The sequence below is a fragment of the Paenibacillus sp. FSL L8-0494 genome (assembly GCF_038003695.1).
In the GTDB taxonomy this organism is placed as follows: Bacteria; Bacillota; Bacilli; order Paenibacillales; family Paenibacillaceae; genus Paenibacillus_AQ; species Paenibacillus_AQ odorifer.
The window spans coordinates 936241-949847 of the sequence record NZ_JBBOPQ010000001.1 but is presented as its reverse complement, the minus strand read 5'-3'; the positions used below and the strand labels follow the sequence as shown (position 1 = coordinate 949847).

The window sequence follows — 13607 nt, the reverse complement described above, 5'->3', positions numbered from 1 at the left end:
GAATATCATATTTCCGCAAAAATATGGGTAAAGTATCCGAAGTAAGTATCCAGCGCAACATTCTATCGACTATATACGTTAGTAACTAGAGAAATTCAGACAATACATCAAGGAGAGTGACCTAAGTTGAAAAAGCATACCTTCATGCTAGCGTTAACCATTGTACTAAGTGTGGTGCTTGGCGCCTGTTCCAGCAACAACAGTAACAATGGAGCTGCCATTGTAACGAATCTAACTGCAAAAGAAATGGTCGATCAAATGCTGAGCAAAGTAGAGCAGCCATCATTAATGGAGCTTGATGCGGCTACAGTCGAACAGCTATATCATCTCAACCCAGAATTGCTTGAAGATTATAGCATTAGAATGCCTATGATGAATGTGAAAACTAACGAAATTGCCGTTCTGAAAGTTAAAGATGTAAAAGATATGACCACTGTTGAGGATGCCATCAAAGCGCGTGCAACAGATGTTCAAAAACAATTCGAAACCTATCTGCCTGATCAATACGAAAATGCTAAAAACTATAAACTTATTAAAAAGGGTAACTATTTCCTGTTCGTTATTGCTGATCCTGCGGATCAAGATAAACTCGTAGCAGACTTCGATACTTACTTCACAGAAAAATAAATAACCATGGTATTCAGCAGCCTACTTTTCCTATTCCTATTCCTGCCGGCTGTCCTAGCGCTCTACTATGTTTCGCCCTGGCGAATCAAAAACCTCATATTGTTTTTAAGCAGCCTGGTTTTTTATGCTTGGGGCGAACCTGTCTACATTGTAATCATGTTGCTGTCCACCATTACAGATTACAGCTTTGGTCTACTGCTCAGCAGACCAAAGCTGACTGCGGTGCAGCGCAAGTGGATTGTGGTTAGTTCCGTCATTATTAATCTAGGCTTATTGTCGTATTTTAAATACGCAGATTTTCTCATCCAAAATATAAATGGACTCCTCGGTACACATATTCCTTTAACGGATTTACCTTTACCTATTGGGATTTCATTTTATACTTTTCAATCCATGTCCTATATTATTGACGTCTATAGAGGAACTTCGAAAGCACAACGCAATTGGATTGATTTCGGTACATTCGTAGCGCTGTTTCCACAGTTAGTAGCAGGTCCGATTGTTCAATATAACACCATTGCCGGGCAACTACGTGAACGTTCGGTCGATATCCCCATGTTCGCAGAAGGTGTACGGAGATTCATAATCGGATTAGCCAAAAAAGTACTGCTCGCCAACAACATCGGTCTGCTCTGGCACACCATATCCAGCTCCAACCTAGATTCCCTGCCTGCTTTAACCGCTTGGCTTGGGATTATTGCGTTTGCTTTTCAGATCTATTTTGACTTCAGCGGGTATTCGGATATGGCTATTGGTCTCGGTCTCATGTTCGGCTTCCGCTTTAACGAGAACTTCAACAAACCTTATATCTCTCAGAGTATTACTGACTTCTGGCGGAGATGGCATATTTCCCTTAGCAGTTGGTTTCGTGACTATGTCTACATCCCGCTTGGAGGCAACCGCCGGGGGTTAGGCGTTCAAGTGCGCAACATCCTCATCGTATGGCTGCTCACGGGTATCTGGCACGGGGCAAGCTGGAATTTTCTGCTCTGGGGATTATACTTCGGGGTCATTCTTATCTTTGAAAAATGGTGGGGATTAAAGCTATTAAGCCACCTCCCCCGTTGGACAAGACATTTATATGCTGTAGTACTTATACTCATGGGATGGGTCTTATTCGCTTTTGAAGAACTTCCTCTGGTCATTGGCTACTTACAAGCGATGCTTGGCTTTAATGGACAGCCGTTATGGAATAATACCACTTTATACTTCACTTACACGAACGCGATTCTACTCGTGGTGTTAACCTTTGCCTCTACACCTGTGAAGCTCTCCAAGCGGATGGATTCTAGATCGGTTCCTGCTCTTGTTTGGTATGGCGTGTTATTTTTCCTATCTGTAGCCTACTTAGTAGATGCAACCTTTAATCCATTTTTATATTTCCGATTCTAACCATTAGGGGGTGATTGTTTATGAAGCTGAAGACGGATCGAATCCTGGTTGGGGGATTTGCTGCAACGTTATTTCTGGTCGCTATCCTTTTTTTCTTACTGCCTGTTCAGCGTTTCTCTGAGCTTGAGAACCGGTATTTGCAAAAGGCACCCCATCTGACATGGGACAATTTATTATCCCACACCTATGCGGAAGAGGCCGAAAGCTTTGTAACCGATCATTTTCCATTTCGGGCCAAATGGGTATGGGTGAAATCGGCGGTGGAACAGATGAGGCTGCAGCAAGAGAATAACGGAATCTATAAGGGAAAAGACGGCTATCTTTTCGAAAAATTTGCAGCACCTGATTACACTAAAGTTCAGCAATATGCAGCAGCTGTGAAACGCTTTGCCGATAACAATCCTGATGCAAACACCACTTTCTTACTCGCACCAACATCGGTTGGCTTGTACAAGGAACGTCTACCCTGGTTAGCTCCTGTGTACTCGCAAGCTGAGGTGAATCAAACAATAGCTAAGGATGTAGGAGATAGCCTTACTTTTATAAATGGATTTGATGTTCTTAGCCCACATGCCGCAGAACCCATTTACTATCGAACCGACCATCACTGGACAACCTACGGTGCCTACTTAGCTTATGCAGCCTATGCTCAAAGCATGGGCTGGCAGCCTCTGTCCCGGAGCGAATACCAGATTCAGACTGTGAGTAATTCATTTCTCGGGAGCTATCATACCCGGGGGCAATTTATCGGGGTCACACCTGACTCCATTCAAATGTACAAACCTAATCATGAGGTATCCACCCAAATGTACATTGAAGATACCGGTGAGACTTTAACAAGTATGTATGACCCAAGTTATCTGGCGAAAAAAGATAAGTACTCTTATTTCTTAGGGGGCGTACATGCGCTCATGAATATCACCAGCCAGCTTGATCCAACAACAGTCAAACAGGAAAAGCTGCTTGTCATCAAAGACTCCTATGCACATAGCGTTATTCCTTTCCTGACTCAGCATGTGCCTGAAATCCATGTGATCGACATCCGTTATTATAATGGAAACATCAGTGACTATATGGCTCAAAATGACATCAAGGATGTCTTGCTGCTTTTTAATACAGCTACTTTTATTGATAATGCGGCGCTTTTGAAGCTTAATTAATGATATTGCGATGGATGCGGTGAAAAGACCTTTAATATGGTGATGGGCGTAACTGCGGGAATGTTGGACTTTCGGTCGCTGTTGTCTCCAGATGTTTTTGATTTTACCGCTATCAGCGGATAACATCCGGAGACAGCTTATGCTTCCGATGCGAGCTTTCCTTCGGAAAGCTTTCAGGCGAACGCTAACGCTCCTACAGTTCCAAAATTCCCTCCTTAACTTCAAACCAAATACTAAAACTAATATATGAGTCCTCTAATCTGGACTCGTATTTCAGATCATTTTTGCCAAGAATCTCCGCGACGATGGACAGGCCAAGTCCAGTACCGGAGATTTCTTTATTTCGAGACTCTTCAATTACATAGAATGGGTCCCAGATATACGCTAAATGCTCCGTTTTTAGGCGAGTGGTTTTATTGGAGATCGTAAATTTTAATGTACGCGTAGTGTCACTCCGTAGTTTTATTTCAAAAAAATCCTCTTCACCATACTTAATGGCATTACTAATTAAGTTGTTGAATACTATCTCGATTTGGCTGATATCTTCTTCAACGATAGAGGATTCAAGCGAATGAAAGTCGCTCATTAAGGTTATGTTTTTATTTTTTAACGTAATATTATATTGTGAGATCACTTTTAGCAGAAGCTCTTTAAGATCAAAAGGCTCTTTATGCACTTCTGACTTCTGGATCTTGGACAATTTAATTAAATAATCCACCATATCCGACGTATACTTCACTTGCTCCAAAATGATATCCGTATACGTGCCATCATCCAGACCGTCCTGAATGCCAATCGTATATGCTTGGATTAAGGATAATGGTGTTTTCACTTCATGCGAAATGCTTGAGATAAGGGTATTTAAACTTTGATTTTTCTCCTCCAATTTGGCATGGGTGCTCTTTAGACGCTGACTCATCTGGCTAATGCTTTTCGAGAGCTCTTCGATCTCATCCCCCGTTTGAATCGTCACTTGTTTAAAATCGAGATTGGATATATCCTTTGCGACATCCTGCAATTGTTCTAACGGTGTAATGATCTTTTTTGAAAAGTAAGCCACTAACAACAAACTGATAATAATCCCCAGTAGAATGGAGTAAAAGCTGAATTGATTTACGAGGGTCAGGGCATCTGTATTGTGCACAACCACAGTTCCGATGAGGATTAGACTGTTATCCTGCTCATATATTTTCGTTAACAGACTCGATTTCAATTTACCCTGATTAAATAAAAGATTAACCGTGTTGCCTTGTTTTACTTTTTGTAATACCTCATCTGTGATCCAAAATTTATTAAGTGCCACCTTATCTTTAAACAACGCAAATTGAATATTTTCGTTAATTTCTGCTGTACTTCCACTGTTTTCAACCCTAACAATCGTTACGTTATTATTGTTCTCGATCCTGCTTTCATTTTCCATGAGTTGATCCAAACGGAGATCCTTTACTTCGTCATAAATGGTGTTGATCTTGGTTTTCATTTTGTATAGGTAATAATCTGCTGAGAAATAGTTGTGCAAGAAATAAGACGTACCAAAAACAATCAGCAAAATAATGCTCACCATGATCAATAACTTCGTACTTATTTTATGAATTTTTATCATGAAAGCTGTACCCCATTCCCCTATGCGTGATCACGTGGTCAGCCCCAATCTTATCGCGCAGCCTCTTAATATGCGTATCTACCGTTCTTTCTTCACCCAGATAATCCATTCCCCAAACCGCAGACAATAAGGCATCTCTGGATAAAATACGTCCTTTATGCTCGTACAGGAAGGTTAGCAATTCAAATTCTTTTTTATATAACGCCAGTTCGGCCCCATTCTTGTACACTTTCTTCCGCTCAAAATCGATTTCTAAATCCCTAATCGCAGCCACTTTTTCAGTGCCTAGCATTTTTTTAATTCTAAGCATCAAAATCCGTGGGTCGAATGGTTTTCTTATATATTCATCTGCCCCTATATCCAAGGCACTGAATTCATCATCATGGGAAGACCTTGCGGTCAGCATTACAACTTTAGCCAAACTGACCTTCTTGATTTCATTACAGACCTCAAGACCGCTTCGCTTAGGCATCATCCAATCCAGCACCACAAGATCGATCCTATTCGAAAAAAAGAGCTCAAGCGCCTCCTCACCATCCGCAGCTGTCCAAACGTTATAGCCTTCTTTTTCAAAATAAGTCTTCAATATAGTGGTCATATGTTTCTCATCATCCGCAATTAAAATATTCAAAGTAGATTCTCCTTCCTATAGTTATCAGAAGAAAAAGGCGAAATCCTTTACAGGTTTCACCTTTTCATATATTTTCATGCTACGTTATTGCAACTTCTCTAGCCCTTTCGTCAGTACGTTCCATATCGGGTTATCGACTGTCTTTCGATCAGGCTGTTCACCCTTCTCTATCGCTTCCCAATACTCCCAGGTTGGAGGCTCAATGCCAAGTTCATAATCCATGCCATCCCAAGTATCCTCCCGGAACGCATAAAACGCCCAGTGCCAGCCGTAATCATCAAAAATCGAGATTAAATCAGCCAAGTATTGATCTGCACCTTTTACAAGCCGGTTCGTGCCAAATTCTTCAGCGACAATACGATTAGCAGGGATGTTATTCTTTTCTGCCCACTGTGCGATAGGTTCTAGAAAATCCTTTAAAGCTTTCTTATTAAATGCTTTTTCCGTCTTCTCCTCACCCACTTTAACCGTTCCAGGATATTCATAGGTTAAGCCTTTTTTCTTATTTTGGCTGGTGAGTTCGTAGGGTTCATACATATGAAAAGCATATAATACATTCGCATCATCGATGGGTTTCAAATATTTAAAGGCCCATGGTGTAGCATACAGACCAGAATTGACGATAATAGGGGTTTCCGTATCTACGGTTCGAATCGCTGTCACAATAGTCTCATATAAAAGATTCAAATCCGCCGGAGTATTCTCCACTGAGCTATACCATTCGTTGTAATCCTCTGTCCAGAAATCATTAAATCCAGTAGCTTGTTCAGGATGTGGCTCATTAATAAGATTATAGCCGACCACCGCAGGATGATCTTTTAATCTTTCCGCAAGATCCTTCCAAAACGTTGCCGCTTGTTCATGATAACTGAAATCCTTCCAGATTCGATCATCATTTGTATAATCATTAAACTGCCGCCACCGATCTCCGGGCAAACTAAGGACTGTCAGCACTACTTTTGAACCCCGCACCTCAGCTGCATCCAAGTCTGCCTTTAACGCTGTGAAATCGTCCTCAACAAGCCCCTCGTATTTATCTGCATTCCCTATTAAAAAGTCTTTATCTGGATCAGCATCCGGTTGATCGTTAAACAGGAAATCACTATCTTTTGCCCATTTATCTGGCGCAAGTCGAATGAACTCTATATTATTTTCTTTCGCCGCATCATAATTTTCGGGTATAGATTTGGAATTCATGAAATTTGTTCCTTTACGCTGTTGATCCCAGAAAGCGATCTTCTCATTGACCTCTTTCTTTACCTCCTTCTCCGGTTCAAGATTTGCTTGTGGTGTTGCTGCACTGCATCCTACAACTGCCAACAAAATCAATACGATAAACCCTTTAAACTTCTTCATTCTCTCACCTCGTAACCTATCGTAGCCAATCTCTGTTACAAGAGTGTCACAAGGCATACCTAAAAAGACTGCCCTAAGGATGTCGGCAGACATTTTAGGACAGCCCGATCATATTAATAGAATATAAAATAAATGCTTACTGATTAGTACTTCGACGGGAATGTGACTCCGCATAGGCATCATGACGGAAGTTCAGAATAGGATCTTCTGAGCATTCAATGCCGGCAGGTACAACCGTCGGATCAAAGACGTACTCTTGAGCCTTCTCGTCTGCCACGCCGGTGATCGACAAATGGCCGACGACAATCCGTTCCCGGTCTTCGGGCCAAGCAGACGTCGGGTCATCCGTAGGATCTCCCTCCTGTCCGAGAATTACTGTCAATTGAAACGTCACAGGACCTTTGGACAGTCTCTCGATTAGTTCATCCTCCAAATAATCGGGAGATCGATTCTCCACCTCTTCCTTGACCAGAAAGTGCAGACCCGCTTCCGGTTCCCACTCATATTTAATAGCCCGCCGCTCGCCAGCAGCATTGATGAAGTAATAGGCATGAATGGAATGATAACGATTGGTTGCAAAACTGAGTGGCGGTTGCAGCATTTTCACGGCTTGAAGCCCAGCCCGGCTTTCCGAATACTTCTCCATGACCGCTTTGAATTTGTCTGCAATGGTCGCTCCCTCAAACGAATTTTCTTTAATTGTACGTAAGATATTAATAAAGGATTGCGGTGTTTTGGCAAAAAAGATCGGTAATGTAATTGTCACCAAACTTGTCACGCCCCCATCAGGCAATACAAACTGAACCGCCATTCCTTTTGCAGGCGAAAAAACATCAGGGATGGACGGATTAGTCGAGCTATTGGAGAAGCGTACGAGAGCTTGCACCTCATGATTTTGCAAATGTGCCGCTGTTGTCAAAGGACCCGCTTGGCCGTTAGGGGTGAACACCGCCTGGTAGACAACACCTTTGGCGTGCGCGCGTCGATAACCCGGATATTTGCCTGCTACCTCCTCAATGGAGTTTACCGCTTCTTCTGCGAGTTCAGACGACACTGATTTATTATTGTTCATTTTCGTTCACCTCTTTGTAATTTATCAGGAAGGAAAAGGGGACAAGGCCCCCTTTTCTAGTTTTTTAGCTTTGTGATGCGTCAAGTAGGTCGTTCCAGGCCTTCGTAATTCGCTGTCCGCGCCAAATATCTCTGACCGTGGCATCGGGATAAGCACTGTACCAGCCAGATGCAGTGATCTGATGGTTGGCGATGAAATCTTTCGCTTCCGAAGATTCAATTCCCGGAAAATCCTTCACTTCATTAAACATGTTATTCAACAACTCTGGAATTTCAGTTCCAAAATCATCAATATAACTATCCCAGTCGCCATCATAAGCCGTCGCGAACAACAGCCGCGTGTCGTTATCAAAGATTACGAAGCGCATGTCGTGAACGGTCGCGATCTTCGCCATCGTTTCGGCTTGTCTCGATGCGCTTTTTTTCAGCTTCTCACGGAGACGATCCGCCCCACCATCTTTAAGCGGCGCAATGATGGTAAGCTCAGATATTTCACCTTCCCGCAGGCCGGCACGTCCAGCGCTTGTAATCGGATTAGTCTGATTTTGTCCTTCTAACATGTTAATTCCTCCTTAGATATATGTTGATCCAACTCTGCCATCCACCGTAATGCAGTCATGCTGGGAACAAAGAAATACTCCCCGCCTTTGGTGATTGAAAAACTTGGAATTTCTTTCATCCGGTGGCGAATAGGTTTGTCCGGAATGGTAAACATCCCTTCCCCCTCATTCTTACCGGTAATAGGGTCTTTCTCGGTTGACATACCCGCGAAATTGCCTCCATTTAACCAATCGGTCTTGATAAACTCGAATTGGCGGGACAATGAGCTGCATATACCTGCAAAAATAAGGCCTCTATCCTGACCATCATCCTCCATTACACCTTTTGGCAGTATAGGGCCATACATCGTTGACCGCCGGAGCAACCGGTGGATGTTCACATTAACAACCGAACCCTGCAAGCTGTCACGGGGAAATGCACGACGGATATGCGAGCTTACCGGACATTTCAACCCTTTATGATCATCCCCGTACGTAAATGCGTTCCGTCGGCTGACATCTTCGCCCAGTGCCGGGTCATCTGCTTCAGGAGCCAGACTTAAAGGGGCTCCGCTCGGCCATCTTCCTACCATTTTAGCGGCCAAAAGTTCTTCCTCTTCCCGATTATCCGCATGCTCCCGCAAATAACGACGGAAAGCCGCGACCCTCATATGCAATTTGCGGAAACTGAGGTAACTTCCATTGTGGCCAAGTTCTGCCGGCTGTGGTCCCTGTGTTATGGTGCCAGATTCATTTAAATGCCCGAACAGGAATTCACCGGCTTTAATCTCCGCTTCCTGCCCCACCGCGTTGAGTACATGGTTTCCTTCGATTCTCGGATTGCTGATTCCATCCATGAAGCCCAGATGAGTACGTCCGTCAGGATTCATTCCGACATCCAGCTGGTAAACGACGGATACACCATTCAGTTCACAGTGGATTCGACGGGCTGCTTCTTCTGCTTGAAGCAGCGCTTCTTTGGTGGGCGCGAACAGAGCAAGCGCCACATCGACTTTGTCAGTACCCAGCGGGTCTTCCCAGTGCTCCGGGCTGCTTTCGTTTACATCCCCTAGCTTAGCTGCCCGGGCAGCCATACCCTCCCGGAACTCCAGGTCGAAGCTGTTGAGCGACTCCTGAGGAATCCCCAGCTTCTGGAGTCCTTGATAAGTAAAACCAACGTTGACCCAAGCACCTTCGTGAGGATTACTCCACTGTCCGGCCGACGTCACTTCGTCGAGAAGCCGCTTCAGCATCACTTTCCCGTCCTGTTGATGATCGATGGACAGCAATATATAGGTCCCAACGTAAGGGGTAGGGCGTTCTTGTAAGACGATTCCTTGAATGTCATCATAATTCAGTTCTTCCGTTTCTGTACCTATGACGTTCACTCCTCCCTCGTCTTAAAGTTGTCTTCATAATATTAAAAACGGGTATTCTCTCATCCATCTCTCGATCTAATTAAACTTAGCTCTAAATGGTTAATCAGGTTAACAGTCCTCCCCATCTAGACAATAACGGTGCATTGTCTAAAAAATAGACACATCGTTAGATTTGTCTAAAATCGAGACAAAAAAAGAGATATTCCAAAACCGGACCGGCTTTAGAACATCTCTTATCTTCGACTAACCTCACAAATCATATTCATAGTTATCAAACTTGCCATCTGATGCAAAGACATATTCGCAGATGTTCTCCCCCCATCTAGCTATAACACTAAAGACGCGACCCGAAGTGGGAATATCACTGGTGGATGCTGGAGGGTTCACAAATTCATATTTCCCTTCCACGAGTGTTACAGGAACTTCTACAATTGGAAGCTGCGATTCATCAAAGCTCTCAGTTAGATAGGCCATGTTTATTGTGACTTCACTCGGTGCGTAATCTCCAAAGTCGACCTGCATTTTCTCCCCTGGTTTCAAGCGACGCAGACCCGTTAGAAGCGTAGGTTCACTATGCCAAGCCGTATAGTAAAAGGAGGCCCGATCATAGTCCGCTCCATTCCAGCTCGTCTTTAGAATGACATAGTTCTCTATAGCATCTGTACTATTCTCATGTGTAATGATAAGGGGCGACGGTTCAGCAGGACTTTTGAAAGAGCTCTCGGATTTACTCATTATTCCTCCGCGTTCCCCAAGCACCACCGCACCAATGATAACCACTGCCAACAGCATTAATGAAATCAATAATATCCTTTTAGACTTATTCCTATGTTTGATAATAGCTCCCGCCTTTCCTTAAACTTCTAACCCTTCTTTCATTTAACACTTGATCATCAAGCCATGCAAGTAGGTAGCTGATGAATTACATAGCAAATCCAAGAGTTAACTCTCCTTCTATCATATTCTATTTCTAGGAGGTGAATATAATATGACCATTCAGTTTGTAGATTTAAGACTATCCAACCAAGCTGCTTCGGATGCTACACCAGCAGTTATTCCACTAGCAGCGACCCCCCTTGTTTTTGGGGATATTGGTATTCAGACCGCAGGCGTGTCGGCTGAGAATCAAGGCAATGTCCGCGTACTTTTGACCGGATTTCTAAAAGTAGAAAACAATCCTCTTTTCAATACCAATACCGTTAATGTTCGCAGAAACGGAACGATCATTTTCACCACGACATTTGGGGTTGCGATCAGCAGAGAAAATGAAGCTTTCGGTTTTACAGCAGTAGATATCCCACCACCAGCGGCTGTCGCAACAGGTCAAATTCAGTATACAGCGGAGATCTTCACCAATGCAGCCGCAACAGATCCCTTTAATAATGTCCAAGCTAGAAACTTTAGTGGTGTTGCAGCTGCGGGTAACTCCTAACATGAACATGTAGTGGGTGAGGGAGCGAATTGCCCCTTTAAAAACAGAAGCTCAACCAAAGGTACTGATTGAGCTTCTGTTTATTCCCCAAATAATAGATCCAGAATCCGTTCATCCGCCTTTCGGTTCTTCCCTTTATAAGGATAACAATGAATATGAATCGCTGGATTAAAGTTAATCTCAATAACGCTATAGTTGGTAGCATTGGCTTCTTCCTTGATGTCATCAATCATCATATCCACTCCACAAAAAGTGGCGCCCGCAGCTTTAGCCGCTTGAATCGCCAGAGCCTTATAACTATCTGGGATCTCATCCGTAAAATCCAGGCTGTCACCACCCGTGCTAATATTAGAGTTCTCCCGAAGATAGATGACTTCGTTTAATGGAGGAATATCACTCCAAGCCTGAGCGTGGTTGTTCAAGAACATCGCTTCTGCTTCACCGATCTGAATTTTCTCAAGTGGTGTCTTGTACCCGCGGCCTCTTAACGGATCCTTATTCTTCTCGTGCACCAGTTGTTCAATCGTATGTACACCATCTCCAATCACATTCGCAGGAACACGGTGCAATACTCCGACTACTTCATCACCCATGACAAGAAAACGATATTCTTTTCCCGTCATGAACTCCTCTAGTAGCACAGTTCGATCAAATTCGAAGGCGATTTCGAAAGCTTTTTGATAATCTTCTTTAGAGAAGTCGTCTGTAAAAATAGTAATGCCGAGTCCAAAATTGGTTGATTTGGGCTTAATCACAATAGCCTTGTTACGGTAAGTGCCATGCGCATTCATTGCCTCTTCCAGATTTCGAAAAGCTTCTCCTGCGGGAACCCGAATGCCTTGTTGTTTAAGAACTTCTTTCGTAACGATCTTATTTTCCATGATTAATACCGTACTGTAAGAATCAAGGGAGGTCTTCGTTGCTTGCTTAACATATTCTTTATGATCACCTTGCGTAAGCACTACAAAGTTCTCTTGCCGATCGATCAATTGAAACTTAATGCCACGTTTAACCGCTGCCTTCAAAAGAAGCTGTGTAGATAGCTCCAGATCCTCATATCCCACAAAACGGTAACCATTCGCAAGACTTTCCTTAGCATATTGTTTAGCTTTATTCAGATGGTATTGTACAAAAGAGGATTGTTGAACTTCCGACTTCACAATAGCTGCAAAACTCCGGTCTGGCTCTACAATTTTATTCTTAGCTCCATGCAATACGTTCAAAAACACTTCATTTTCCGGGTTCAACAGTTGGATCATATCCTGCATCTCATGAATACAAGTTAATGCCTGCTGCTCCATTGTTGTACATGAATCCCCGTAATCATGCAAACAACCCTTTATCCCTTCCATGATTAGTTGATCATGATTAAGATTCGCCATCTTCTGATCCTCTACTCCGAACGGTTCGTCCTCCTTCAGCAGCATATACAAGATAAATAGATGAATGAAAATCATCGTTTCTTTGCCGATTCCTATTTTGTAGAGCGGATTCAGATCAATAAACCGAAGCTCCAAATAAGCTATCCCATCTTGCATCAGTTCCTCTAAAGGATGTTTGCCTCTTGCTGTCTTCACTCTAACCGGACTATAAAACTCTTTTACACTTAATAATTCTTCCGATTCGATCAAAGCTTGTAAATCATGAACATAATCCTTTAACGAAGCAAAAGATACATAAAGAGGTTTTTCATTTCGATACCCACATTCGCTATTTCGCAGTGAATTCATATTCTGATAATAAAAGCTTTTGTCGTCATCTGATTCCCCGCGAGCTACACATTGTTCCATATAAGTCTTATCAAAAACAGGGCTGGCGCCTGTTAAATAGATAAGAAGCCAACGGTACCGCAATAGGTTGCGGGCTATTTTTAAGTAGGTAGCGTCTTTGAATTCTTTAAAGCTCACCTGCGGATCTGCTATGTCATGAAGCTGTCTCAGAAATTGTTCATCAAAAGAGAAATTGTAATGGATTCCGCTCAGCAATTGTCTTTTGCGACCGTATTTGTCTGCTAGCTGATGTCTGTATTCATCCTCAATCGGATTACCCATCTTGGCAATGGGGATGTCCTGATCATTCGGTAACCTCGGAGGATTACTACTTGGCCACAGATATTCTTCCTTGAGCTCAAGCGACACAATATCCTGCAACGCCTCCAGAAAGTTATAAGTTTCATCAATAGAATCAAAAGAAGGGGTGACCATTTCAATTTGACTCTCTGAGAAGTCGGTTTGAATATACGGGTTCTCCATTTTGTTGCCAAAAGCTTTAGGATGTGGTGTCAGCGCAAGTCTTCCCTCTGGATCCACTCTGACATTTTCTTTTTCCAGTCCAAATTCGCCGTGAAAAAGCTCCTTATTCAAATGGTTATCCCTCAGAAGCTGTATGAGTTTACGATTTAATAAAGCCATTTCAAC

Annotated in this window: 12 protein-coding genes; 4 read left to right on the top strand and 8 right to left on the bottom strand. The window is 43.0% G+C overall.

Going from position 1 to position 13607, the window contains the following annotated elements; genetic code table 11:
* Positions 1-126: 126 nt before the first annotated feature.
* Genes NYE35_RS04270 through NYE35_RS04260 form a run of 3 tightly spaced genes read left to right on the top strand, consistent with a single transcriptional unit; the run spans position 127 to position 3179 of the window.
* Entirely contained in the window at positions 127-627 is a 501-nt protein-coding gene (locus NYE35_RS04270) for a DUF4358 domain-containing protein (protein WP_341120240.1), read from the top strand.
* 6 nt (positions 628-633) lie between these two features.
* Positions 634-2019 carry an MBOAT family O-acyltransferase gene (locus tag NYE35_RS04265; RefSeq protein ID WP_341120238.1) on the top strand — a complete coding sequence of 462 codons (1386 nt, stop codon included), beginning with the start codon at positions 634-636 and terminating at the stop codon, positions 2017-2019.
* A gap of 20 nt (positions 2020-2039) precedes the next feature.
* Positions 2040-3179, top strand: coding sequence for a DHHW family protein (locus NYE35_RS04260; RefSeq protein ID WP_341120236.1), 1140 nt, complete (start codon positions 2040-2042; stop codon positions 3177-3179).
* Between the two features lie 193 nt (positions 3180-3372).
* Here NYE35_RS04260 and NYE35_RS04255 read toward each other — a convergent pair whose 3' ends face one another.
* From NYE35_RS04255 to NYE35_RS04225, 7 genes are all read right to left on the bottom strand, one after another.
* Positions 3373-4782 carry a sensor histidine kinase gene (locus NYE35_RS04255; RefSeq protein ID WP_341120233.1) on the bottom strand — a complete coding sequence of 470 codons (1410 nt, stop codon included), beginning with the start codon at positions 4780-4782 and terminating at the stop codon, positions 3373-3375.
* A complete protein-coding gene (locus NYE35_RS04250; protein WP_036684906.1) occupies positions 4766-5413 on the bottom strand; it encodes a response regulator transcription factor in 648 nt (215 codons plus the stop codon). The genes NYE35_RS04255 and NYE35_RS04250 overlap by 17 nt, the downstream gene beginning before the upstream one ends.
* Positions 5414-5497: 84 nt before the next feature.
* The gene (locus tag NYE35_RS04245; RefSeq protein ID WP_341120231.1) at positions 5498-6769 is read right to left on the bottom strand and encodes a glycoside hydrolase family 5 protein; all 1272 of its coding nucleotides are present in this window, start codon (positions 6767-6769) and stop codon (positions 5498-5500) included.
* A 136-nt stretch (positions 6770-6905) separates the two neighbouring features.
* On the bottom strand, positions 6906-7841 hold the full coding sequence (locus NYE35_RS04240) for a catalase family peroxidase (RefSeq protein ID WP_341120229.1): 936 nt from the start codon (positions 7839-7841) through the stop codon (positions 6906-6908).
* Between the two features lie 64 nt (positions 7842-7905).
* The gene (locus tag NYE35_RS04235) at positions 7906-8400 is read right to left on the bottom strand and encodes a hypothetical protein (protein ID WP_341120226.1); all 495 of its coding nucleotides are present in this window, start codon (positions 8398-8400) and stop codon (positions 7906-7908) included.
* A complete protein-coding gene (locus NYE35_RS04230) occupies positions 8394-9767 on the bottom strand; it encodes a Dyp-type peroxidase (protein ID WP_081386542.1) in 1374 nt (457 codons plus the stop codon). The genes NYE35_RS04235 and NYE35_RS04230 overlap by 7 nt, the downstream gene beginning before the upstream one ends.
* Before the next feature lie 240 nt (positions 9768-10007).
* Positions 10008-10562, bottom strand: a complete 555-nt coding sequence (locus NYE35_RS04225) for a hypothetical protein (RefSeq protein WP_038568787.1) — start codon at positions 10560-10562, stop codon at positions 10008-10010.
* Positions 10563-10746: 184 nt separating this feature from the next.
* Between NYE35_RS04225 and NYE35_RS04220 the strand changes: the two genes are divergently transcribed.
* Positions 10747-11190, top strand: coding sequence for a hypothetical protein (locus NYE35_RS04220; RefSeq protein WP_036684901.1), 444 nt, complete (start codon positions 10747-10749; stop codon positions 11188-11190).
* Between the two features lie 80 nt (positions 11191-11270).
* Here the strand turns inward: NYE35_RS04220 and gshAB are convergent, their stop codons facing one another.
* Complete coding sequence (gene gshAB, locus NYE35_RS04215; RefSeq protein ID WP_341120225.1) at positions 11271-13601, bottom strand: bifunctional glutamate--cysteine ligase GshA/glutathione synthetase GshB; 2331 nt, start codon at positions 13599-13601, stop codon at positions 11271-11273.
* Positions 13602-13607 lie beyond the last annotated feature (6 nt).